Annotated in this window: 25 protein-coding genes and 1 pseudogene; 14 read left to right on the top strand and 12 right to left on the bottom strand. The window is 73.4% G+C overall.

The window, feature by feature from the left end:
- Positions 1–24: 24 nt before the first annotated feature.
- Positions 25–765, bottom strand: coding sequence for an NPCBM/NEW2 domain-containing protein (locus ACZ51D_RS33510; protein WP_465624730.1), 741 nt, complete (start codon positions 763–765; stop codon positions 25–27).
- A 517-nt stretch (positions 766–1,282) separates the two neighbouring features.
- On the opposite strand from ACZ51D_RS33510, the gene ACZ51D_RS33505 reads away from it, so the two are divergent.
- The 4 genes from ACZ51D_RS33505 (at position 1,283) to ACZ51D_RS33490 (ending at position 2,740) form a co-directional block, all read left to right on the top strand.
- Positions 1,283–1,645, top strand: coding sequence for a helix-turn-helix transcriptional regulator (locus ACZ51D_RS33505; protein WP_465624671.1), 363 nt, complete (start codon positions 1,283–1,285; stop codon positions 1,643–1,645).
- 36 nt (positions 1,646–1,681) lie between these two features.
- Positions 1,682–2,230: an STAS domain-containing protein gene (locus ACZ51D_RS33500; RefSeq protein WP_465624670.1), complete on the top strand. Its 549-nt coding sequence runs from the start codon at positions 1,682–1,684 to the stop codon at positions 2,228–2,230.
- Positions 2,231–2,241: 11 nt separating this feature from the next.
- Positions 2,242–2,475 carry a DUF6296 family protein gene (locus tag ACZ51D_RS33495; RefSeq protein WP_465624668.1) on the top strand — a complete coding sequence of 78 codons (234 nt, stop codon included), beginning with the start codon at positions 2,242–2,244 and terminating at the stop codon, positions 2,473–2,475.
- A 76-nt stretch (positions 2,476–2,551) separates the two neighbouring features.
- Positions 2,552–2,740, top strand: coding sequence for a hypothetical protein (locus tag ACZ51D_RS33490; protein ID WP_465624666.1), 189 nt, complete (start codon positions 2,552–2,554; stop codon positions 2,738–2,740).
- On the opposite strand, the gene ACZ51D_RS33485 is transcribed toward ACZ51D_RS33490, so the two are convergent.
- From ACZ51D_RS33485 to ACZ51D_RS33470, 4 genes are all read right to left on the bottom strand, one after another.
- On the bottom strand, positions 2,724–3,122 hold the full coding sequence (locus ACZ51D_RS33485; RefSeq protein WP_465624664.1) for a DUF2267 domain-containing protein: 399 nt from the start codon (positions 3,120–3,122) through the stop codon (positions 2,724–2,726). The genes ACZ51D_RS33490 and ACZ51D_RS33485 overlap by 17 nt on opposite strands.
- Before the next feature lie 107 nt (positions 3,123–3,229).
- Entirely contained in the window at positions 3,230–3,634 is a 405-nt protein-coding gene (locus ACZ51D_RS33480; protein WP_465624662.1) for a DUF2267 domain-containing protein, read from the bottom strand.
- Positions 3,635–3,686: 52 nt separating this feature from the next.
- Positions 3,687–3,980, bottom strand: a complete 294-nt coding sequence (locus tag ACZ51D_RS33475) for an STAS domain-containing protein (protein ID WP_360506728.1) — start codon at positions 3,978–3,980, stop codon at positions 3,687–3,689.
- 138 nt (positions 3,981–4,118) lie between these two features.
- Positions 4,119–4,553 (bottom strand): Hsp20/alpha crystallin family protein, encoded by a 435-nt coding sequence (locus ACZ51D_RS33470; protein WP_465624660.1) that lies wholly within the window; start codon positions 4,551–4,553, stop codon positions 4,119–4,121.
- Positions 4,554–4,663: 110 nt separating this feature from the next.
- On the opposite strand from ACZ51D_RS33470, the gene ACZ51D_RS33465 reads away from it, so the two are divergent.
- Positions 4,664–5,359, top strand: a complete 696-nt coding sequence (locus tag ACZ51D_RS33465; protein ID WP_465624658.1) for a hypothetical protein — start codon at positions 4,664–4,666, stop codon at positions 5,357–5,359.
- On the top strand, positions 5,334–5,672 hold the full coding sequence (locus ACZ51D_RS33460) for a hypothetical protein (RefSeq protein WP_465624656.1): 339 nt from the start codon (positions 5,334–5,336) through the stop codon (positions 5,670–5,672). Before ACZ51D_RS33465 ends, ACZ51D_RS33460 begins: the two co-directional genes overlap by 26 nt.
- Before the next feature lie 84 nt (positions 5,673–5,756).
- Here the strand turns inward: ACZ51D_RS33460 and ACZ51D_RS33455 are convergent, their stop codons facing one another.
- The 3 genes from ACZ51D_RS33455 to ACZ51D_RS33445 form a co-directional block, all read right to left on the bottom strand.
- Complete coding sequence (locus ACZ51D_RS33455; protein ID WP_465624654.1) at positions 5,757–6,368, bottom strand: hypothetical protein; 612 nt, start codon at positions 6,366–6,368, stop codon at positions 5,757–5,759.
- A 52-nt stretch (positions 6,369–6,420) separates the two neighbouring features.
- Positions 6,421–7,557 (bottom strand): eCIS core domain-containing protein, encoded by a 1,137-nt coding sequence (locus ACZ51D_RS33450; protein WP_465624652.1) that lies wholly within the window; start codon positions 7,555–7,557, stop codon positions 6,421–6,423.
- A 417-nt stretch (positions 7,558–7,974) separates the two neighbouring features.
- The gene (locus ACZ51D_RS33445) at positions 7,975–8,712 is read right to left on the bottom strand and encodes a TIGR03943 family putative permease subunit (RefSeq protein WP_465624650.1); all 738 of its coding nucleotides are present in this window, start codon (positions 8,710–8,712) and stop codon (positions 7,975–7,977) included.
- On the opposite strand from ACZ51D_RS33445, the pseudogene ACZ51D_RS33440 reads away from it, so the two are divergent.
- Positions 8,708–8,810: pseudogene (locus tag ACZ51D_RS33440) on the top strand (phosphorothioated DNA-binding restriction endonuclease); the annotation flags it as partial. The gene ACZ51D_RS33445 and the pseudogene ACZ51D_RS33440 overlap by 5 nt on opposite strands.
- A gap of 1 nt (position 8,811) precedes the next feature.
- On the opposite strand, the gene ACZ51D_RS33435 reads toward ACZ51D_RS33440, so the two are convergent.
- Positions 8,812–9,507: a sirohydrochlorin chelatase gene (locus ACZ51D_RS33435; RefSeq protein WP_465624648.1), complete on the bottom strand. Its 696-nt coding sequence runs from the start codon at positions 9,505–9,507 to the stop codon at positions 8,812–8,814.
- On the bottom strand, positions 9,507–10,631 hold the full coding sequence (locus ACZ51D_RS33430) for a uroporphyrinogen-III synthase (RefSeq protein ID WP_465624646.1): 1,125 nt from the start codon (positions 10,629–10,631) through the stop codon (positions 9,507–9,509). The genes ACZ51D_RS33435 and ACZ51D_RS33430 overlap by 1 nt, the downstream gene beginning before the upstream one ends.
- Before the next feature lie 194 nt (positions 10,632–10,825).
- Between ACZ51D_RS33430 and ACZ51D_RS33425 the strand changes: the two genes are divergently transcribed.
- The 5 genes from ACZ51D_RS33425 to ACZ51D_RS33405 are packed head-to-tail and all read left to right on the top strand — an operon-like array spanning position 10,826 to position 18,492.
- Positions 10,826–12,940 (top strand): molybdopterin oxidoreductase family protein, encoded by a 2,115-nt coding sequence (locus ACZ51D_RS33425; RefSeq protein ID WP_465664359.1) that lies wholly within the window; start codon positions 10,826–10,828, stop codon positions 12,938–12,940.
- Positions 12,937–14,157 carry an NAD(P)/FAD-dependent oxidoreductase gene (locus ACZ51D_RS33420; RefSeq protein WP_465664358.1) on the top strand — a complete coding sequence of 407 codons (1,221 nt, stop codon included), beginning with the start codon at positions 12,937–12,939 and terminating at the stop codon, positions 14,155–14,157. Before ACZ51D_RS33425 ends, ACZ51D_RS33420 begins: the two co-directional genes overlap by 4 nt.
- On the top strand, positions 14,154–16,778 hold the full coding sequence (nirB, locus tag ACZ51D_RS33415; protein WP_465624640.1) for a nitrite reductase large subunit NirB: 2,625 nt from the start codon (positions 14,154–14,156) through the stop codon (positions 16,776–16,778). The genes ACZ51D_RS33420 and nirB overlap by 4 nt, the downstream gene beginning before the upstream one ends.
- Positions 16,775–17,128 carry a nitrite reductase small subunit NirD gene (gene nirD / locus ACZ51D_RS33410; RefSeq protein ID WP_465624638.1) on the top strand — a complete coding sequence of 118 codons (354 nt, stop codon included), beginning with the start codon at positions 16,775–16,777 and terminating at the stop codon, positions 17,126–17,128. Before nirB ends, nirD begins: the two co-directional genes overlap by 4 nt.
- Complete coding sequence (locus tag ACZ51D_RS33405; protein ID WP_465624636.1) at positions 17,125–18,492, top strand: nitrate/nitrite transporter; 1,368 nt, start codon at positions 17,125–17,127, stop codon at positions 18,490–18,492. The genes nirD and ACZ51D_RS33405 overlap by 4 nt, the downstream gene beginning before the upstream one ends.
- Before the next feature lie 414 nt (positions 18,493–18,906).
- Here ACZ51D_RS33405 and ACZ51D_RS33400 read toward each other — a convergent pair whose 3' ends face one another.
- Positions 18,907–19,500, bottom strand: a complete 594-nt coding sequence (locus ACZ51D_RS33400) for a DinB family protein (protein ID WP_465624634.1) — start codon at positions 19,498–19,500, stop codon at positions 18,907–18,909.
- A 249-nt stretch (positions 19,501–19,749) separates the two neighbouring features.
- On the opposite strand from ACZ51D_RS33400, the gene ACZ51D_RS33395 reads away from it, so the two are divergent.
- Positions 19,750–20,187, top strand: a complete 438-nt coding sequence (locus ACZ51D_RS33395) for a hypothetical protein (protein WP_465624632.1) — start codon at positions 19,750–19,752, stop codon at positions 20,185–20,187.
- A 336-nt stretch (positions 20,188–20,523) separates the two neighbouring features.
- Positions 20,524–21,798, top strand: coding sequence for a M23 family metallopeptidase (locus ACZ51D_RS33390; RefSeq protein WP_465624631.1), 1,275 nt, complete (start codon positions 20,524–20,526; stop codon positions 21,796–21,798).
- Positions 21,799–21,846: 48 nt separating this feature from the next.
- On the opposite strand, the gene ACZ51D_RS33385 is transcribed toward ACZ51D_RS33390, so the two are convergent.
- On the bottom strand, positions 21,847–22,521 hold the full coding sequence (locus ACZ51D_RS33385; RefSeq protein WP_465624629.1) for a hypothetical protein: 675 nt from the start codon (positions 22,519–22,521) through the stop codon (positions 21,847–21,849).
- Positions 22,522–22,796: the final 275 nt, after the last annotated feature.

The following is a 22,796-nucleotide window of genomic DNA, read 5'->3' as shown; positions in this document are numbered from 1 at the left end:
GCGGGTGGCGCGGGACGGAGTGGGTCACTTGGCGCAGGTGAGCTGGGGGCCGGCCCAGTCGGCGTGGTCCCAGCCGTTGTTGTCGCCGCCGTTGGTGACGGCCAGGCGCAGGGTGGTACCGCCGGTGAGGTCGGCGGTGAGGTGCTTGGCGGGGGTGGTGCCGCGGATCGAGATCGGGTGGCCGTCGCCGCTGCGCCGTTCACCGTTGCCGGTGTTCTTCTCGACCGGTCCCCAGCCGCCGGTGGCCCTGGTCCAGGGCAGGTCGGTCAGGGAGGTGGTGGGCCGGGTCGGCGTGGGGGTCGGCGTGGGGGTGGGGGTCGGCGTGGGGGTGGGGGTCGGCGTGGGGGTGGGGGTCGGCGTGGGCGTGGGGGTCGGGATGGGCGTGGGGGTCGGGATGGGCGTGGGGGTCGGCGTGGGCGTGGGGGTCGGCGTGGGCGTGGGGGTCGGGATGGGCTGGGCTGAGTACTCGGACGGCGGGAGCGTCCACTTCTGACCGGCCGAGTCGGTGCAGTCCTGGGTGGAGACGCGGTTGCCGGTGGCGGTCAGGCAGCGGCCGGACTGACGGTTCTTGAGGAGGTGCGCGGTCGGGTCGTAGGTCCAGAGCTTGGCGGGGTCGGTGACCAGGCCATCGGGGTCCTGGCCCTGGCACGGGCCGGAGGTCACGGTGGCGTCCTGGCCGGCGAGGCAGTCGTCCCGGGACAGGCGCAGGGTTCCGTCCGCGCCCATGACCCAGGCCTGGTAGTCGCCGCTCGTGCAGGCGGCCAGGTCGACCGCGGGATCGTGGGGGGGCGCGCAGGCAGGTGTCGCCGTTGCGGACGAAGCCGCGGGTGGTGTTGCCTATCGCGCCGCGCTGGACGGCTCCCTGCTTGGTGGTCTCCGCCGACGACTTGCACTTGGTGCTGGCCTGCTGTCCGCTGATCCTGGCGGCGTAGGTGCCGCCGTTCGCCCGGGGCGCGCCGAGCGCGACGGCGGCGGTGGGCTGGTTGTAGCAGTTGGACTTCGGGCTGCTCCACTCGAAGTACTCGGGCGGCCTGGCGTTGATCCAGGCGGCGCGGTCGTCCAGGTTGTCGAGCGCGTCGCTCATGGAGTGCCGTCCGGCGCGGCCGTACCGCCACCACACCGGGCCCGGCGCAGGTCGGGGCCGGCGGCAGGGGCGGCGGCGGGCGCGGCGGCGTAAGGCCTCGGGGCGGGTGTCCGGGAGGGCCGAGAGCAGGCGGATTGAGCCACAGCGGAATCTGGGATCAGGCATTGAAAAACCGGAATCCGGGTTCATACTTGTGGTATGTCGGACGAGCGGGAACCGCGTACGAGCTGGACGTTCCTGACGAACCACGCCCGTGTGCTGTTGATGATCTCGCGTGACGCGGAAGTGCGGTTGCGAGATCTCGCCGCAGTATGCGGAGTGACCGAGCGGGCCGTTCAGGGGATCGTCACCGATCTTGAGAACGCCGGCTACCTGACCCACACCCGGCATGGACGCCGCAACCACTACCGCGTCGTACACGGTACGCACTTCCGCCACCCTGCCGAGGCCCCTCACGAGATCGCCGGTCTGCTGGCCCTGTTCGCCGATGTCGATCCTGGTTCCGGCCCCGGTACCGCCACCGCACCTTCCAGGGGTGATCATCATGACGAGTACGCGTGAGCCCGCCCCCGACCTCCTCCGGCGCAGCGCCGCACCGTGTCCCTGTGGCGGGCGATCGCGGAACCGGGCGTCCGGACACGTCGAGGTCCTCGCCGGCCACCGCGCCGGTGTAGGGCACCCCGCCCCGGGCGCCACCCCCGGCGGTCCGGCCGCCGACGGGCCCGGCTGCTGAGAAGGGCGGTGAGTTCGGTGCTCCAGCCCAGCGAATCCGTTCTGCGGGTCACCACACCGCGCCTGCGAATCACCACGACGCGCTCCGGGACGGCCGTGACCGTCCGTCTCGACGGTGAAGTCGACCAGGGCGACCGCGGCATACTCGAGGACGTCCTCGCGAAGGCGCTCGCGGACAGCCCCGCGCGGCTGATCATCGACCTGGCCGGGCTGACCTTCTGCTACTCCGTGTGTCTCAACGCCCTGCTCACCGTGCGGCTGCAGGCGGAAGCCGCGGGCGTGAGGATGGTGCTGGCCGCGCCGCCGGCCCAGACCCGGCGACTGCTGGAGATCACCGGCGCCGACGAGGTCTTCCCCATCCACGCCACCGTTCCCGTCGCCCTGCTGGCCGGCGCCGGCCGGCAGCCACGCTGAGGGGGCCCGCCGTGGACGCCCCCGCGCGGTACGCGGTGACCCTGCCCGGACTGCCCGGCCGGCACGGCCCGCCGGAAGTCGTCGTCGTCCACGCCACCGGAACGGTGACAGCGGACGGGGTACCGGTATACGCGGACGAAGCCGGCACCTTCCGGGTGGAGATCACCGGGGAGGTGGCACGGCCCCTCACGGAACCGGCCGGGCCCGGCCGGCACACCTGCCTGCACGCCGTGCCACTGCCCTGACGCCCCCTCGGACGGCGCGCCAGGCTCCGCCGATGGGCTTCCCGCCGATGGGCTTCCCGCCGATGGGCTTCCCGCCGTGGGCATGGTCAGGGCGGTCGAGCAGGTCGTCCATGAGGCGGAACTCCAGCTCACCGACGGGCCGTGGGAACTCGCCGCGACCGACTCCGCGCTCGGCCGCCGGACGGCCGCGGCTCTCCACCGTTGCGGGGAGGTGGGGTGGGGTGAGGTGGCGGTGGTGCCGCCCCGGGTCAAGCCGCGGTGGTGAGGTCGGCGCGGCCGAACAGGAGGGCGTAGCCGCGGGGCAGGCCGGCGAGGAGACGGTCAGTGAGGTGCTCCCCGGCGAGGTCGCTCAGGGCCGCCAGGACAGAGGAGACGTCCCAACGGGCGCCGGTAAGGCTGGTGTTCAGGGCGCGGGCGACGGCTTCGACGAAAGCGGGTGCGGCGACCGGCTGGGGCAGCGGGATCTGCGAGACGAGGACGGCGCGGGCCCGCTGGGGCAGGGCTTGGGCGAGGTCGCAGCGTTCCTCGCCGGTGAGCTGGGAGCCGAGGACGGAAAGGACCGCGTGCAGGACGCGTTCGGCTTCCTCGTCGCAGGTGTAGCGGCCGAGGTTGCGGACCTGCTGGAGAAGGAGGCGGTACCGGGTCATGAGACGGTGGCCTTCCGGGGCGGTGGCCGGCCGGGCAGTTGCGGCGGCACGGGGCGGATTTCAGGGGCGGTGGCCGGCCGGGCAGTTGCGGCGGCACGGGGCGGATTTCAGGGGCGGTGGCCGGGCTGGGGCCGGCCGAACAGGAGGTCGTAGCCGGGCGGCAGTTGGAGCAGGACACGCTCGGTGAGGTCGTCTCCGGCCGCGTCGGCCACGGTGGACAGAACGGCGCCGATGTCCCACAGGGCCGTGGCTTCGGTGGCGCCCTCGATCCAGGCCGCGGTCGCGCGCACGAACCGCTCGGACGTGAGCGGCTCGGCGGCCTCCAGCGGGTTGAGCAGGATCAGGGCGAGGGTCTCGGGCAGCCGGGCCGCGAGGTCGGCGCGGACCTGGCCGACGAGGTGGGCGCCGAGCAGGGCCAGGACGACACGCGCCGCCCGCTCGGCCTCCCGAGGGGTGTCGTACTCACCGCGTTCCTGAACCGTGTCCAGGAACGCTTCCCATCGAAGAGTCACCGCAGTTCTCCCTCCGTCCCACGGCCCGGGCCGACGCGAGGCGGCGCCCCGGTCAGGGCTCCACGGCCAGGCGCCGGTGCAGACCGGTGAGCTTGAGCAGCCGCACCACGCGGCGGCCGGCCCCGCGCAGGGCCAGACGAGCGCCGCGCCGGTCGGCCTCGTTGCGGGCGTGGACGAGGGCGCCCAGGCCCGCGCAGTCCATGAACGTCACCTCCGACAGATCGAGTACCACCTCCCGGTGTGACTCGAGCGCGGCGGCCAGCGCACGGCGCAGCGAGGGGGCGGTGTCGAGGTCGATCTCGCCGTTCGCCCGTACCACGATGGGTTCGTGCCGCTGGTCGCGCATGGTGGTCTCTTGCTGGGGGCCCGGCCGGACACCGTAGTGCCGGAACGTGCTGGGCCGGGTGGGTCGTCCGGCCGGGCGGGGGCCGTCCCACAGGGCCCGGGGGGGGGTCGGTGCGGGACGGCGGTCCGGTGGGAGGGGTCAGGCCTGGATCTGCTTGCGGCTTCCGCTGTGGCTGATCTCGATCTTGCGGGGCTTGGCCTTCTCCGCGACCGGGATCTTCAGCGTGAGCACGCCGGCGTCGTAGTCGGCGCTGATCCCCGCGGGGTCGAGGATGTCGGAGAGCATGACCTGGCGGGAGAAGACACCGAGCGGGCGCTCGGACAGCTCCCACTTCACGCCCTCGCCCTCGTGGCGGGGACGGCGCTCGGCCTTGACGGTCAGCGTGTTCCGCTCGACGTCGATGTCGATCGCCTGCGGGTCCACCCCGGGCAGGTCGAAGCAGATCACGTACTCGTCGCCGGTGCGGTACGCGTCCAGCGGCATCGGGGCCGGCCGCGACCAGGTGCCGTTCGTGCCCAGGAACTGCTGGGTCAGCCGGTCCAGCTCGCGGAACGGGTCAGTGCGCATCAGCATCGCGAAACACCTCCACTGATCGAATGGGTGCCAGTGCGCTTCACCTGAATCTGTTCTAGCATGTCATCCATCCGATGACAAACACCTGGGTCGCCAAAGGAGTGACAGCTATGGGACAGCAGCCCGACACCTCCGCCACCGGCAGCGGCCCGCCCACAGGACCGGCGTCCTTCCTCGCCGCCGCCGCCGCGCTCGCCGCCATCGACGACGCCGTCCGCAGCGCCCAGAACACCACCCCGCCCACCCGGTCCGGCGCCGGTGCACCCGGCGAGGGCCCCGAGCCCGCCCTGGCCGCCCTGGTCCTGCTGCGCGAACTGCGCACCGAACTCGCCGGCTGGGAAGCCGGCCTCGTCGAGAACGCCCGCGACGCCGGCGCCACCTGGGCCGACCTCGCCCAGCCCATGGGCGTCGCCAGCCGCCAGGCCGCCGAGAACCGCTACCTGCGCCTGCGGCCCGCCGGGCGGACCCGCGCCGCCACCGGAACCGGGGCCGAACGCGTCAAGGCGGTCCGCGACCGCCGGGCCGCCGACCGCGCCGTCACCGCCTGGGCCCGCGACAACGCCGCCGACCTGCGCGTCCTCGCCGCGCAGATCACCGCCGCGCCCGGCCTGGCCCCCCGGGCCGGTACCGCACTGGCCGCGCTCACCGCGGCCCTCGGCACCCCCGACCCGGCCGACCTGATAACACCCCTCGCCGACATGCGGCCCCACCTCACCGCCACCCACCCGGACCTCGCCACCCGTCTCGACGACCTCACCGACCGCACCGAACGCCTCCGCCATGACAGCGACCAACGACGCACCTGACCCCCTCACCACCCGGGACCGCTGGCAGCACATCGAAGACCGGCTCACCGCCATCGAACGCCGCATCCGCGAGCACAGCAGCGCCGCCATCGCCACCATCGACACCTGCCTGGCCGGACTCGACGCCCTCCGCCACGACCTCGCCCACTGGCCCCGGCCCCCACAAGCCGCCCCCGCACCCCCGGCCGTCCCGCCGCAAGGTCCTCCGGGCAGCCCGCCCGCACCGGCCGGCCATCAACGCACCCCGACCGCCCCAGGCGGCCCGCCGGACAGCCCGGCCCAAGGCCAGGCGATCGTCCGGGAACCCGCATGACCGCAGCACACCGCCGGACGCCGACCGTCCGGGCGCTGCGGAGGGGCCGGCCGTTCCGCAGCGCCGGTTCGGCGGTGCACGGGCTCAGTGCTGTGCCGGCTGGAACAGCGTGTCGTCGTAGTCCGGGAAGACGGCCGGCATCGCGCGGCGGAACGCGGTGACCTCCGCACTGTCCTCCAGACCCCGGCAGAGGGTCTGGGGCCAGTACCAGAAACCACGGGAGGCGATCAGCCGTTCCAGGTACGCGTCGAACGAGTACCCGGTGTCGTACAGCTCCTCGCCGAGGTAGTGGTAGTGGACGGTGTCGAGGGGGGGAACGAAGGCCGTGCAGGCTTCGGGGACGAACCTGTCGAAGGGTTTGACGGCGCGGAATTCCTGGTCCTTCGCCGAGTGCCAGGTGACGCCCTTCCAGTCGCCGAAGACTTCACGCAACGGCAGCAGGTCGATCACGCCCTGATCCGAGAGGTCGTTGTTCAGGAACTCGGGAACGGTGTGCCGCCACGTCAGGCGGACCGCGCCGACCTCGCGGTAGAAGGCCTCGACACCGCCCGGGAGACGGCCGTCGGCCAGGCGGGTGGCGAGCTCGATGTCGTCCGGTGAGGTCGGTGGCTCGACGGTGGCCTCCAGGAGCTGCACGCGGGGGTTGCGGTCCAGGTCGGCGATCATCGCGGTCAGCCGGGCACGGGGGTTGATCACGTACGTACGTCTCCTTCGGCGCTTTCAGCGACGACAGCGGGTGCGGTCGGTTCTACATCCGGTTGTTCTCGATCTCCCACGCGTCGCCGCGCAGCTCCTTGCCGGTGGTGTCGTAGACCGTGTACTCGGCGTGGACCTTGCCCGCGAGTTTGTCGGCGTAGTTGGTGTCGATGTCGGTGTCCACACCGGGGTCGCCCGTTTTGAAGTCCTTCGCGGCGGGGTGCTTGCTGTAGTCGGCCTCCACGTAGTACTCGACCACGTTGCCCTTGTTCAGCACCTCGTCCTTGACGTCCTTCTCGACCTTGGCGTGGTGCGCCGAGTTCGCGGACGCGGTGATCGGCGTCATGTTCTTCATGACGCCGGGGCCACCGACGTTGTGGTTGAGCAGGTGCCCTTGCACCATGTAGTTCTTGAACCAGGTGCCGGTCGTGCCGGTCTTGGGCCACCAGGACGGCTGCTCCTTGGGCACGGAGCCCGTTCCGAGCTGCCCGGGCCAGAGTTCGGCGTGCATCGTGGTGCCGACGCCGTTTGCGTTCACTCCGCCGTAGCTGACGTACGCAGCGCCGGTGAACGCCCGCTGTACCGACAGCTCCTGTGCCGGGGACGGAGACCCGACGGCGGCCCGTTGGACGGCATCGGGCACGGGCCCGCTCAGCACCCGGACGGCGTTCGCCTCGGCGGCGCGCTCGAAACGGTCGCCGGGGTCGCTGACGGACAGTCCGCCGCCGTGGTCGGTGCCGGCCACCGGGCCCGACCGCTGCTGGATGACATGGGTCAACTCGTGTGCCAGCGTGTGCCTGTCGGTGCCGCCGCGGCCGAGCACGACGTGCTCGCCGGAGGTGTAGGCGCGGGCGCTGATCTCGGCCGCCGAGTGGGCCGCGGCAGGGCCGTCGTGGACCCGCACGCTGCTGAAGTCGGCGCCCAGACGGGCCTCCATCTCCTCCCGCACGCCGTCGGCCAGCGGACGGCCCGGCGACCGCAGCACCTGGTGGACCGTCGAACGCTGGACCGGTGCTTCTTCCGACTCCTGCTGCTGCCTGAGCAGTTGGACAACGGCAGCATTGCCGATGGTGCGCTGCAGCGCACCGATCGAGCGGGGCTCCAGCGGCGCGGACTGCCGCTGTGCGGTCGGCCGGCTGCGGTCACGGCGCTCGGACTCGCCCCGCGGTTTCTGGTCATGCGCGTGCACATGCACCTCCTGGACAGGCGGTTCAAGCCGCGGTCGCTCTGTGTCCATTCCGGTCTATAACGGGCTCCGCGGCTCGCACAAGGGCCCGAGGGGCAGTGTCGGGGGCAGCGTCCGGGGAACCTGGAGGTCGTCGTGCGCCGTTCGGCCGGCCCGCCGGGTCAGGAGAGGGTGGGGCAGCCTGGCTGGTAGGGTCCGCGGTTCAGGGGCCGCCCGGCGAACGGTGCCGGTTCCCCTCTTCCCCGTGGAGAACAGCGAGGTTCGGCACCGCATACGCAGGTCGAACCCCTACACGGTCCGGACCGGCCCGATGGCCGGCCCGGGGCAACTGCTCGGTGCCGAGCTCGGCGGGCGGCCCGTGGTCATCCAGCCGGGCTCGACCCGGGGACGGGGCTTCTCGGCATTCGACGCCGAAGACGGTTACCTGGTACGGGAGTTCGCGCTCGGCGCGGGCTTTTTCGGCGGCCCGCTCTGCCGGATGCACGTCGACGCCGGCGGCGAACGGCCGGTGCTGGTGGTCCTGGACCAGTTCCGGGGACTGCGCGGGACGGTGTTCCAGGTGGCCAGCGTGCCGGCGTCCAGGGAGGGGAGCTCGGTTGCCGGCCGCCAGGTGCCGGTGATGGTGACCCACGTGTCGGCGGCGGGGGCGGGGATGCCGTGGATCTCGACGTTCACCGCGCGGGCGTCGGCGGCACAACAGCTGACGATGATGCGGCTGAGCTGCCAGGTGGTGCCGTTCACGCGAGTGGCGAAGCCGGTGAGGCGGACCGTGCGGCCCTTGAGCGACTCCTTTCGGTCCCAGACGGCGCGGCTCGTGAACTCGGTCAGGGACAGGGCCACGGGATCCTGCGGCGGCAGCGGCGGGAAGGAGGCCTGCTTGGCGATCGTGCCGGAGCCGTCGCGGGCGACGGTGTAGGCTCCGAGCGCGGGCGGGGCGAAGAGCAGCAGCATGACGGCGGGCAGGGCGAGGAGCCAGGCCGGCCGCGGACCGGCTGCGGAATGCCCGTGGCCATGGTCGCCGTCGTGCTCCTCGCCGGTAGGGCGGACGTCACGTACGGCGGCGACGAGCCCGAACAGGAGCAGGACCACGCCGGTGAGGATCAGTGCCGGTCGGAGGCTCTCCTTGACATAGCGCAGATAGAGGTCGCTCTCCGTCATCGGCCCGCGGCGGGGCAACCCCGCCGGTCGCGGACCGGCACCGGGAGTGGCACGTGCGGCAGGTGTTCCACGGTGAGCCGCGCCAGTCGGTGGACTGACTCAGGCGGCCAGAGGCAGTGCCGTCGCTGCGCGCGCCTCGTCGTAGCGGTGGAGGATCAGGCGGGCCGCTGCCTCGTGGGCGGCCAGGGGGGCGCTCGTCCACGTCGCTGTCGTTGTGGCGGCTCGGCGGGCGAAGAAGCCCGGGGCCAGGAGGTAGGTGGCGACGGCTACTTCCCGGTGGCCGGCATCGTGGAGGGCGGCTACTGCCTCGTGGGGGGTGGGGGTTGCCGCTGACAGGTGGGCGGGGGTGACTGGGCGGCCCAGGTGGCGTGCCAGGAGGTGCGCCATCCGTGTCGTGTCGGCGAGGGCCGTCGGGTCGGAGGAGCCGGCCCCGGCCAGTACGACAGGGGCCTCGGGGGTGGCGCCGGTTTCGGCCAGTCTCGCCGCCAGGGCTTCGGCCAGCAGGGGGTGTGGGCCGAGCGCGCGGGCGACCTGGGACGTGGGGAGGCCGGCGGCGGCCAGGGCGGCCGGGATGTCGACGCGTAGGTGGTAGCCGGTGCTCAGGAGCAACGGGACCAGGATGGGGCTCTCGCCGCGCAGTTGGGATAGGGCCTGTTCGAGGGACGGCAGGTTCAGGTCCAGGAAGCAGCATCGGACGGTCAGTTCGGGGCGGAGTAGCCGAACGCGCCGCAGCAGAGCTCGAATTGTCGCGGACGAGGCCGCGTACCGGCTTCCGTGGGCTACGGCCAGCAGCATCAGCCGGCCGCCAGCCGGTAGCCCCGCTTCGGGACGGTCCGGATCAGCCCCGCGTGCGACCCCAGTGCCGCCCGCAACCGCCCGACCGCCGCCTCCACCGCGTGTTCGTCCGCGCTCGCGTCCGTCCAGGCCGCGCGCAGGAGTTCGGCGCGGCTCAGCACACGCCCCGGTCGCTCCGCGAGCGCCCGTAGGACGGCGGCGCCGCGCGGGCTGAGGAGGTGGCTCTCGCCGTCGACCAGTGCCGCGTTGCCCTGGAGCGTCAACACCACGTCGGACAACGGGATTTCGCGCCGACCGAGGGTGGGCAGGGTCTCTGCGAGCAGCCGGACGAGCGAGCCGAGCCGGCCGCGTTCCGGGTAGACCGTCGGCAGGCCGAGGTCCGCGAACGGCCGCGCGCACAGGGCGCCGACGCACACGGGCAGGACGTCCCCGCGCAGCGCGTCGAGTACCTGCGAGCGCAGGCCCTCGGCCTCCGCCGTGGCGAGGAAGGCGGCGACGGCGGGCGCGCTGGTGAAGGTGAGCGCGTGCACCTGGCGTCGGACGGTCTGCTCGACCAGCCGCCGTACCGGGGCCATGTCGTCCGGCGGGGCCCAGCGGTAGACAGGGACGGAGATCACCTCGGCGCCGCGCTCGCGCAGGGCCGCCGCGAAGGCGTCGAGCCGTACGCCGTGTTCCTGGACGGCGATCCGGCAGCCGTCGAGGGGGCGGGCGAGCAGCCAGGTGAGGAGTTCGTCGGTGGCTTCGGTGCCGGGGGAGAAGCCCTCGCCGAGGCCGCTGGCCCGTACCGCGCCGGTGGCCTTGGGGCCCCGGCTGAGCACGACCGAACCCCGGCAGGCCTCGGCGAGGGCGGCACCGCGGCCCCACCCTTCGGCGGCGCTCATCCAGCCGCGCCAGCCGACGCCCGTGGTGGCGACCACGTAGTCGAGCGGGGCGGCCAGGCACCGTTCGGTGGCCTCGCGCAGGGCGAGGTCGTCGGCGAGCGGCAGGATGCGCAGCACGGGCGCCTCGACCACCTGGGCGCCGCGCCGGCTGAGGAGGGCGACGAGCTCCTCGCGGCGGCGCGCCGCGGTGACCCCGATGGTGAAGCCGGTGAGGGGACCGGGCTGGGTGGTGGGGGTTGCCATGCAGGTCAGCGTGCGGCGCGCACGTTACGGGGGCGTTGCCCGCCCGTCACCTCCAGGTGACCGAAACGGATGCTCCGGTTACGGCTGGTGTCCCCTACTGCGCACCCTGGGGCCCGAAGGCCGTGAGTGAGGTGTACCGCGCGCGCAACACGGGTGACGCGGTCGCGAAACAGCGGAGGCGGACATTCCTCGGCATGAACCTCACCCGCCCGTCGGCCCCGCCGCCGACCACCGACACCCACTGCCCGTACTGCTCGCTGCAGTGCGGCATGCGGCTGGGCGGTGTCGACGTCGCGCCCGAGGTGCTGGAGCGGCCGGAGTTCCCGGTGAACCGGGGCGCGCTGTGCGGCAAGGGCCGTTCGGCGGCGGCCGTGCTCGCCCGGGACGTCCGCCTGACCGGCCCGCTGCTGCGCGACCGGCCCGGCGGGCCGCTGCGTTCCGCCTCCTGGCCGGAGGCGCTGGACCGCGTGGCGGACGGGCTCACCCGCACGAGGGAGGAGCACGGTCCGGACGCGGTGGGAGTGTTCGGCGGGGGCGGGCTGACGAACGAGAAGGCGTACCTGCTGGGCAAGTTCGCCCGGGTGGTGCTGCGCACCGCGAACATCGACTACAACGGCCGGTTCTGCATGTCCTCGGCGGCGGCCGCGCACCGCAGGGCCTTCGGCCTGGACCGGGGCCTGCCGTTCCCGCTGGAGGACATCCCGCACACCGGCTGCCTGATCCTGGTCGGCGGCAACCCGGCCGAGACGATGCCGCCGGCCGTGCGCTACTTCCGCGAACTGCGTGAGAACGGCGGCACGTTGATCGTCGTCGACCCGCGCCGCACCCGCACCGCCGAGCTCGCCGACCTGCACCTCCAGCCCCGCCCCGGCGGAGACCTGGCGCTCGCGCTGGGCCTGCTGCACCTGGTGATCGCCGACGGCCTGGTGGACAAGGGCTTCGTCGCCGAGCGGACGACCGGCTTCGAGGCGGCCCGCGAGGCCGCGATGGCGCACTGGCCGGACCGGGTCGAGCGGATCACCGGCGTGCCCGCCCACCAACTGCGCGAGGCCGCCCGGCTGTTCGCAACCGCGGCCACCGGCATGGTGCTCACCGCGCGCGGTCCGGAGCAGCAGAGCAAGGGCACCGACACCGTCGGCGCGTGGATCAACCTGTGCCTGGCGACCGGCCACTCCGGCCGCCCGTTCAGCGGCTACGGCTGCCTGACCGGCCAGGGCAACGGGCAGGGCGGGCGCGAGCACGGCCAGAAGGCCGACCAACTGCCCGGCTACCGCTGGATCGAGGACCCGGCCGCTCGCGCGCACGTCGCCGGGGTGTGGGGCGTGCCGGCCGGGAGCATCCCCGGCCCGGGCAAGTCGGCGTACGAGCTGCTGGACGGCCTCGGCCGGCCGGACGGCGTCCGGGCGCTGCTGCTGGCCGGCTCCAACCCGGCGGTGTCCGCGCCGAACGCCGGGCATGTCACCGAGCGGCTGCGCGCGCTGGACCTGCTGGTCGTCGCCGACCTGGTGCTGTCCGAGACGGCGCGCCTCGCGGACGTCGTCCTGCCCGTGACGCAGTGGGCGGAGGAGGACGGCACCACCACGAACCTGGAGGGCCGGGTCATCCTGCGCCGCCGCGCGTTCGACCCGCCGGAGGGCGTCCGCAGCGAACTGTGGGTGCTGCGCGAACTCGCCGCCCGCCTGGGCGTCGCGACCGGCTTCCCGACGGAGGCCGAGGAGGCCTTCGACGAGCTGCGCCGCGCCTCGGCCGGCGGCGACGCCGACTACGCGGGCATCAGCTACCGGCGGATCGCGGCGGAGGACGGCGTGTTCTGGCCCTGCCCGGCCGAGGACCACCCGGGCACCAGGCGGCTCTTCCTCGACCGGTACGCGACGCCGGACGGACGGGCCCGCTTCGTGGCCGTCACCCACCGCCCGGCCGGCGAGGAGCCGGACGAGGAGTACCCGCTGTACCTGACCACCGGCCGGGTGCTCGCCCAGTACCAGAGCGGCGCGCAGACCCGGCGGGTGGCCGAGCTCACCAAGGCCGCGCCCGGCCCGTTCGTCGAGCTGCACCCGCGGCTCGCCGAGCGGCTCGGGGTGGCCGACGGGGAGCCGGTGGCGGTGACGAGCCGGCGCGGACGGGCGGTGGCCCCGGCGCGGATCACCGACGCGATCCGGGCGGACACCGTGTTCATGCCCTTCCACTGGCCGGGCGCGGGCCGGGCGAACAGCCTGACCAACCCGGCGCTCGACCCGGTGTCCCGAATGCCGGAGTTCAAGCTGTGCGCCGTCCGGGTGGAACGCGTCGAGCAGGAGGTGGCCCCGTGACCCCCGTGACCCCGAGGATCGCCGTCGTCGGCGGCGGAATGGCCGGCGCCCGCTTCGCCGAGCGCTACGGCGCGCTCGGCGGGCCGGGCACCGTCACCGTTTACGGCGCCGAGCCGCGCGCGCCCTACAACCGGGTGCTGCTCGCCGACGTCCTGACCGGGCGCTACGACGCCGAGTCGATCGCGCTGCCACTCGGCGGCGCCGAAGCACGGCCCGGCTGTGAGGTGGTGGCCCTCGACCCGGCCGCCCGCACGCTGACCCTGGCCGACGGCACGGCCGAGCCGTGGGACGAGCTCGTCCTCGCGACCGGCTCCAACCCGGTGCTGCCGCCCGTGCGCGGGCTGCGCCGCCCCGACGGGCTGGGCCTCGCCGAGGGCGTGCACACCCTGCGCACGCTGGAGGACTGCGGTCGGCTCGCCGAGGAGGCCGTCACCGCGAAGCGCGCGGTCGTGATCGGTGGCGGGGTGCTCGGCGTGAGCGCCGCGCGGGCGCTGTCCGCGCTCGGTGTCCGCACCGAAATCGTCCACCAGGGACCATATCTGATCGAGCGTCAACTCGACCAGGAGGCGGCCGAGGTGCTGCGGGAGCGCCTGCTCGCGCTCGGCGTCGACACCTACGCCCGCAACCGCGCCCGCGCCGTCCACGGCGGGGAGAAGGTCGGCGCGGTGGAACTGGCCAACGGCTACCGGCTCGACTGCGACCTGGTCGTGCTCGCCTGTGGCACCCGCCCCCGCACCGCCCTCGCGTACGGCGCCGGGCTGCCCGTCGGCACCGGGATCCTGGTGGACGACCGGCTCGCCACCGCCGCCCCGCACGTGTCCGCGATCGGCGACTGCGCCGAGCACCGCGGCACCGTCCACGGCCTGGCCGGCCCCGCCTGGGAGCAGGCCGACGAGCTCGCCCGGCGGCTGTCCGGCGCCGACCCGGACGCCCGCTACACCGGCAGCCTCCCGCGTGCCCGGCTCAGCACCGGCGACCTGGAGTACGCGGCCTTCGGCGCCGTCGACGAGACCCTCGACCCCGGCCTCGACGTCCTGCGGATCGCCGACGCGACCCGCGGCAGCTACAAGAAGCTCGTCCTGCGCGGCGACCGCCTGGTCGGCGCGATCCTGCTCGGCGACCTGGCCACCGTGGACGCGCTGGCCGGCGCCTTCGAGAGCGACGGACCGCTCGGCGGCCACCCCCTGCACCTGCTCACCCGAGGAGTACCGCGATGACCACAGACCACCGCAGCGCGAACGGCACTGTCCGCGACCTCGTCCTGGTCGGCCACGGCATGGTCGGCCAGCGCTTCCTGGAGGCCTTCACCGCGCAGCCCGCCGCGGCCGGCTGGCGGGTCACCGTGCTCGCCGAGGAGCCCCGGCCCGCGTACGACCGGGTCCACCTGAGCGCGCTGTTCGACGGCAGCACCGCCGAGGACCTCTCGCTGTGCCCGCCCGGCTTCCTCGCCGAGCACGGCATCGACCTGCGCCTCGGCGACCCGGTCACCACGATCGACCGGGCCGGGCGGACCGTCACCACCCGGTCCGGTTCCGAACTCCACTACGACGCACTCGTGCTGGCCACCGGCTCGGTCCCGTTCGTCCCGCCGGTGCCCGGCAAGGACGCCCCCGGCTGCCACGTCTACCGCACCATCGAGGACGTGGACGCCATACGCGCGGCCGCCAAAACGGCCCGCACCGGCGTCGTCGTCGGCGGCGGGCTGCTCGGCCTGGAGGCCGCCGGAGCGCTGCGGGCGGGCGGACTCACCACCCACGTCGTCGAGTTCGCGTCCCGCCTGATGGCCGTCCAGGTCGACGACGGCGGCGGCGCCGTGCTCCGCCGCAAGATCGAGGACCTCGGCGTGACGGTGCACACCAGCGCCGGCGCGAGCGGTGTCGTCACCGGCGAGGACGGCCGGGTCACCGGGCTCGCGCTCTCCGACGGTCGCGAATTCGCCGCCGACCTCGTGGTGTTCTCGGCCGGCGTGCGCGCCCGCGACCAGCTCGCCCGCGACTGCGACCTGCCGGTCGGCGCCCGCGGCGGCGTCGTCGTCGACGAGCACTGCCGCACCGCCGACCCGGCGATCCTCGCCATCGGCGAGTGCGCCCAGGCCGCCGACGGCCGCGTCTACGGCCTCGTCGCCCCCGGCTACCAGATGGCCGAGACCGCCGCCCGCACCCTCGCGGAGCTGCCGGGAGAGGGCTTCACCGGCGCCGACACCTCCACCAAGCTCAAGCTCCTCGGCGTCGACGTGGCCAGCTTCGGCGACCCGCACGGCACCGCCGAGGGTGCGCTCGACGTGCTCTACAGCGACAGCCGCGGCGGCGTCTACCGCAAGCTCGTCATCGGGCAGGACGGCGCCCTGCTCGGCGGCGTCCTGGTCGGCGACACCGACGCCTACGGCACGCTGCGCCCGCTCGCGGTGGCCGGGAAGCCGCTCACCGTCCCGGCCGAACAGCTCGTGCTGCCCGCCGGGTTCGCGAACGCCGGGCCGGTCGCACTGCCCGACGACGCCGTGCTCTGCTCCTGCCACAACGTCACCCAGGGCGCCGTCCGCGCCGCCGTCCGCGACCAGGGCTGCGACAGCGTCGCCGCCGTCAAGAAGTGCACCCGGGCCGGCACCGGCTGCGGCAGCTGCATCAAGCTGCTCGGCACCGTCGTCACCGATGAGCTGGAGGCGGCCGGCGTCAGCACCGACAAGGGCCTGTGCGAGCACTTCGCCCACACCCGCGCCGAGCTGTACGAGATCGTCCGCGTCACCGGCATCACCGCCTTCTCAGACCTGCTCGACCGGCACGGCAGCGGCGAGGGCTGCGAGGTCTGCAAGCCCACCGTAGCCTCCATCCTGGCCAGCCTTGGCAACGGCCACATCCTCGACGGCGAACAGGGCGCCCTCCAGGACTCCAACGACCACTTCCTCGCCAACCTCCAGCGCAACGGCTCCTATTCGGTCGTCCCGCGCGTGCCCGGCGGCGAGATCACCCCCGAGGGCCTCATCGCGATCGGCGAGATCGCCCGCGACCACGGCCTCTACACCAAGCTCACCGGCGGCCAGCGGATCGACATGTTCGGCGCCACCGTCGACCAGCTCCCGGTGATCTGGCGCAAGCTGGTCGACGCCGGCTTCGAGTCCGGGCACGCCTACGGCAAGTCGCTGCGCACCGTGAAGTCCTGCGTCGGCGAGACCTGGTGCCGCTTCGGCGTCCAGGACTCCACCACCCTCGCCATCGAACTGGAGCTCCGCTACCGGGGGTTGCGCTCCCCGCACAAGCTCAAGGCCGCCGTTTCCGGCTGCGCCCGCGAGTGCGCCGAGGCGCAGAGCAAGGACTTCGGCATCATCGCCACCTCGGCCGGCTGGAACCTCTACGTCGGCGGCAACGGCGGCATGACGCCCCGGCACGCCGACCTGCTCGCCGCCGACCTCGACCGCGAGACACTCATCCGCACCATCGACCGCTTCCTGATGTTCTACATCCGCACCGCCGACCGCCTCGAACGCACCTCGGTCTGGCTGGAGCGCCTGGAGGGCGGCCTCGACCACCTGCGGGCCGTCGTCCTCGACGACTCGCTCGGCATCGCCGCCGAGCTCGATGAACTGATGGTCCGTCACATCAGCGGCTACCAGGACGAATGGGCCGAGACCCTGGCCGACCCCGACCGGATGCGGCGCTTCTCCTCCTTCGTCAACGCCCCCGGAACCCCCGACCCGGCCGTGACCTTCGTCCCCGAACGCGGCCAGATCCGCCCCGCCCGCCCGGGCGAGGACGGACAGTCCCTCACCGCCCTCACCGGCCTCAACGCCCTCAACGCTCCGGTGCTCGTCGCCGGAGCCCGACTGGAGGTGCTCACCCCGTGACCGTTCAGATCCACGACGGCACCCGCTGGCACGCCGTCTGCACCCTCGACGACCTGCAGCCCGGCCGCGGCGTCGCCGCGCTGATCGGCGACGCGCACCAGGTCGCGCTGTTCGTCGACCGCACCGGGACGCTGTACGCCGTCGACAACCTCGACCCGTTCAGCGGCGCCCAGGTGCTCTCCCGCGGCCTGCTCGGCAGCCGCGGCGACCGCCCGACCCTCGCCTCGCCGATGTACAAGCACGTCTTCGACCTCACCGACGGCCGCTGCCTCGACGAGGACACCGCCCCCGACGGTAGCCCGGCAGTCCTGAAGATCTGGCCGGTCCGGGTGTCCGGGGGTGCGCAGTGACCACCGCCGTCGACGCCAGACCGGCCGAACTGCGCGCCTGGGACCCGGAGGACGAGGAGTTCTGGCAGCGCTCCGGCGCCCGGATCGCCCGGCGCAACCTCGTCTTCTCCGTCCTCTCCGAGCACATCGGCTTCTCGGTGTGGAGCCTGTGGTCGGTGCTCGTGCTCTTCCTCGGGCCCCAGTACCACATCGACACGGCGGGCAAGTTCACGCTCACCGCGCTCCCCACCGCGCTCGGCGCGCTGCTGCGCCTGCCGTACACCTTCGCCGTCGGGCGGTTCGGCGGGCGGAACTGGACGGTGATCAGCGCCCTGCTGCTGCTCGCGCCGACCGTGCTCGCTGCCCTCGTCCTGCGGCCCGGCGTCTCGTACGGGACGCTGCTCGCGGTGGCCTGCGTGGCCGGTGTCGGCGGCGGCAACTTCGCCTCGTCCATGGCCAACATCAACGCCTTCTACCCGCACCGGCTCAAGGGCTGGGCGCTCGGCATCAACGCGGGCGGCGGCAACCTCGGAGTGCCGGCCGTGCAACTGCTCGGGCTGCTCGTCCTCGCCACGGCGGGCGTGGCCCACCCGCGGCTGCTGCCGCTGGTCTACCTGCCGCTGATCGTGCTCGCGGCGGCGGGGGCCTGGTGGAAGATGGACAACCTGGCGGTTTCCTCGACCGGCGAGGGACGGGCGCTCAGGGAGGTGGCCCGGGACCCGTACGGCTGGGCCGTGTCGGCGCTGTACATCGGCACGTTCGGCTCGTTCATCGGGTTCGGCTTCGCCTTCGGGCAGGTGCTCCAGGTGCAGTTCCACGACCGCTTCGACACCCCGGTCAAGGCCGCCGCGCTCACCTTCCTCGGGCCGCTGCTCGGCTCGCTCCTGCGGCCCGTCGGCGGACGGCTCGCCGACCGCTGGGGCGGCGCGCGCGTCACGCTCGCGACGTTCGCGGCCATGGGCGCCGGGACGGCCGTCGTGCTCGCCGCCTCCCGGGCGGGTTCGCTGCCGCTGTTCCTGGGCGGGTTCGTCGCGCTGTTCGTGCTCAGCGGGATCGGCAACGGCTCGACGTACAAAATGATCCCCGCGCACTACCAGGGCCGGGCCCGGGCCGCCGTCGCAGCGGGCGCCGACCCGGCGACGGCGGAGGCCGACGCACGGCGGCGCTCAGCCGCGCTCATCGGGCTCGCGGGCGCGATCGGGGCGTTCGGCGGGGTGATCGTCAACCTCGCCTTCCGGCAGTCGTTCCAGGCCAGCCACAACGGGGACGCCGCGTACCTCGGCTTCCTGGCGGCGTACCTGGCGTGCTCGGCGCTCACGTGGCTCGTCTGGCTGCGGCCGGGCGCGCGGACGGGGCTGGTGCTGGACCGCGCTGCGCGCCCGTAAGGACTGTTCCTCCGGGCCCCTGCGCGGGGGGATCACGCAGGAGTTCGGGCCGAACGAGATGCAAAGGTGGTTCATCCCTCACGACGTCCTCCCCGGACTCGGTGAAGTGCTCATCGGTCCAGATAGCAGCCTGGACGGCTCTGCACAGCTGATCCTGGGAGCGGCGTCACTACCCCCGCTCGTCTGGCCCCGCGCTGACCAATGACGGGCGCCGCCTCCGCCTGGACGCAACCGGCAGGCTCGTCGTGCGCGTCACGTGCCGCTTCGCTCGACAACAGCCAAGGACGACGCCGTCATGACACAGCTCCTTGCGTCATCAACGTCCGGAACCGACGCCATCCTTGCGTGAGGGGAGCGGGGAGGGCAAGCAGGCGACAACACGGGCTGCCAAGGCAGACACCTCCCCGAACGACCTCAGCGCTGCTTGGCCTGAGCCTCCTTGGCGGACGCCTCCAGTCGGTTCCAGTGACCCTGGTACCACGCCTCGTCGCCGCCATCCATGTTGCTGTTGTCCTCCCGTATACCGACCTTGCCGTCGATCAGCTCGCGGACGATGTCGGCGTGGCCGGCGTGCCGGTTCGTCTCGGCCGTCATGTGCAGCATGATCCGCTGAAGCGTCACGTCTCCGCTGTCGCCCCACCACGCGACGTGGCCCATCGCGTCGAGCGGTAGCGCCTCGATCGTCGCGTCCGCGTGCGCCCAGGCGCGGTGGTAGAGGCTGAGAACATCCTCGCGCGACTCGTCGGCGGGCGCCCACATGTCCGCGTTGGGCTCGGCGCCCTCCTCGTGCCAGGGGAGGGATTCGTTGTGCGGGCGGCCGAAGGTCGGACCGAAGTACCCGAGTTCGACGCTGGCGAGGTGCTTGACGAGGCCGAGGAGGTTGGTGCCGGTCGGCGTCAGGGGGCGGCGGATGTCGTACTCGGACAGTCCGTCCAGCTTCCAGACGAGGGCTGCGCGGGCTGCTTTGAGGTAGCGGTGCAGGTCGTCTTTGGGGTCATTGGGCTTCATGGGACCGAGTCTCGCATCACCTACCGACAGCGGTCGCGTGAGTTCGCCGGCCGCCCAGGATGCACCAGCCGGCGACAAGGCCTCGAAGTAGCCACCGGGTGCTCCGGGCATGGGGCGTTCGTCGCCCCGGGGCCGGGCCGACCCGTCATCAACCCGGGGATGACGCGCACCCCGGAAGCCCTGGAGCCGCTCCGAAATCCGATGGATCCTCAGCCGCGAGCGAGGGTGGCGGCGACCGAGAACCACCCGGTGGCACTCCCCGCCGGCCCCGTCGCCGAGTTGCTCGGCCACGCCGCCGCCCGTTACCTCCCGCCCGGGCCCGACCCCCGGTCGGTGGGGTTGGCCGGCCCGGGCATCCCCGAGCCCCGGCCCCGCCCCGACGTCCTCCTTGTCCCCCGTCACCCCGACACGGGTGAGCCGTGGCGCCCACCCGGCGGCGATGCGACGGTGGTGCCGCTGGACAGCGGAGTCTGGGCGTACCTCGCCAGTCCCGCGGAGGAGACCTCGCCGACGCCCGCCACCGGGGTGCTCCCGGCGGGTGTCCTGCGTGACGACTACCCGCTGCCGCCGCGTCCCTGGTACCCCCTGGAACCCCACAACGGCGCCTTCAGCGCCACCCTGGTCCGGCTGCCCGCGATCCGTGGCCCCCGGCTGCGCAGATACCACGACGCCGCGTACCGATCGTGAACGCCGGACGGACGATGGCGGGGACGCTTCGAACCGTCCCAGCGTCCGTGACCGTCCCCTCCCCCGACCTCGCTCCGCCACGAGTACCCGAGGCCCGCCGTCCGCGCCGCCGCGATGGCCTCGCCCCGGCTGCCCGCCCCCTGCACCCGTTCCCCTTCCTGCGAGCCATGGAGGCAAAGACTCGGCGGTCGATGCGGCTGGACGGGTGCAGTTCGGCACCTGGCTTCGGCGGCCTCCGCCCGAAGCGGCGCGCCGGCGGGTTACATGGGCCTGCGTCTCGCCGCGGGGCGTGCCGGCGTCCTTCACGGACCCGGACCCGACGGATGAAAGAGCACCATGGCAGAGCGCGACCCTCGCGACCGCACCAGCCGCAGCCCTCTCCTGCGCGGGCTCGCCGCTGCCGTGCTCACGGCCGCCGTGCTGGCGGCCTCAGCGGGACCCGGATACGGGACCGGCGCGGCCGCCCTGGCACCCGGCACGCATTTCACGCCGTTGACGGCGGCGGTGCTGACCGAACCGACGCCGTTCGACGCCACGGACGGCAGGACGCATCTCTCGTACGAACTGCTGACCACGAGCGCACTGTCCGGCAGCACGCCGATGCGGCTCGACCGTGTCGAGGTCCGAGACGCCCGGACCCACCAGGTCATCGGCTCGCTGAGCGGGCAGGCGCTGAGCGAGGCCGCCAATCCGGTGGGCGACCCCCTGCCGGGTGCGGACGGGTACACCCCACCGCCGCCCGCGCCGACGCCGACCGTCATCCAGGGATCCCAGCAGTGGATCATCTGGCTCGACCTGACCCTCGACCGCGGTCAGCCGGCGCCCGACGTCCTCGAACACCATCTCTCGGGTGCCATCCTGACCGCCTCCGGCCCCTCCGCGTTCGAGGAGACTGTGCAGGCCACCCCGATCGCCCGCACCGCGCCGTTGAACCTGAACCCGCCGGTCCTGCCCGGCACCTGGTACGCCAGCGAGTCGTGCTGCGGCAACACCCACCACCGGCGCGGCCTCGCCCCGATCAACGGCCGCTTCGGCGTGCCGCAGCGCTTCGCGATCGACTGGTACCGGGTCGGCGAGCAGGGGCAGGCCTGGGAAGGCGACCCTGCCCAGCTCACCAGCTACCTGAGCTACCGTCAGCCGGTCGTGGCGGCGGCCGGCGGCCGGGTGGTGGAGGTCCAGGACGGAATCCCGGACAACCCGCCGCCCGTCACGCCGCCCGTCCCGCCGATCGAGGACACCGTCGGCAACCACGTCACCGTGGAGGTCGCGCCGGGCCGCTATCTGCTCTACGCCCACCTGCAAGCCGGCTCGCTCGGCGTCCGGGAGGGCGACTGCGTCGAACCCGGCCAGGTCCTCGGGCTGATCGGCAACAGCGGCAACTCCACCACGCCGCACCTGCACTTCCAGGTGACGACCACAGCCGAGTTCTTCCCGACCGACAGCCCGCCGTTCACCTTCCAGCGGTTCCGCGTCCTCGGACAGGTCGAACCCCGGATCTGGGACGACAACCTGGGCCTGCAGCCGACCGGCGTCCTGCCGATCACGCCCTCGCCGTACGAAGGCCTCCACCGTGCGCAGTATCCGCTCGACCGCGAGGTCCTGGACTTCTGACCGGGCTCCGGCCGCATCCCGCTCCGGCCTGGGGACGCATCAGGCGGCTCAGACGGTGTCGCTCGCCGCGAACTCCCCTGTCAGGCCCGCGCGGGCCAGCGCCCGGACGATGGCCGGCCGGTCCAGCGGGTCGTCGTTGCCGTTGGTCTGCCCCAGGCGTTCCAGCAGCCTCTGCGGTTCCAGCCGGTACGCCTCCGCGTCGGCCAGGAGGCTGTCCGCGCTCTGCCCGTCGACCGTGTCGTCCAGGTGGTTCGTCAGATCGCCCAGCACCTCGCTTCGGTCGATGAAGGAGCTCATACCGCAGTCCAGGCCGTCGTCGTCAAGGCCGTCCGGGTACGGCGCCCGGGCCCAGGCGCCGTTCTCGTACCAGTAGACGCAGCCGATCTCGTGCCCTGCGAGCCGGTCCCGCAGTGCCTCGTAGGGCAGCCAGTCCGGGCCGCCCGCCAGCACGTCGATCGCCGGCTCGTACCACTTGACGTCGCTCGCCTCGTCCTCGCCGTAGAGCACGAACCGGCCCTCGCCCCCCTTGGACATGACCCACCAGGTGCAACCGCAGTCGTCCCAGTGCAGACCCTCGTCATCGATCCACCGGCCGGTCCGGTAGCGCGGCGGGCGCTCCTCGTCCTCGGTGGTCGCCTCAAGGGCGGCGAGCAGCGCCCAGCGTGCCCACAGCTCCTCGGCCGGCGGAAGGTCCTCCGGCAGCCCCGGCCGGTGAACGGTCATGTGTGCCCCCGCGTGCGTTCGGATGGTGATCTCCGCCAACGATACGGTCCGCCGCCGACAGGACCGCCCACGAGGTCGACCGACTCCGACAAGCACGGCGACCTGCCCCGGCCCGCGCGCCGCTCGGCCGCCGGGCTTCGATCAGTGCGTCCGTTGGCTCCGGACATCGAGGCGGGGTCGACCTCGGTCGCGGCCGTCACACGGTCCAGCCCCCGGCCTTCTTCGTACGCCGCGGCGAAGGAGTCCGCGCCCAGCGCGTTCGACCGGCTCACGTG

This window comes from Kitasatospora sp. NPDC033851, from assembly GCF_055576085.1.
The sequence above is the reverse complement of the archived record's forward strand: the minus strand, read 5'-3'. Positions and strand labels throughout refer to the sequence as shown.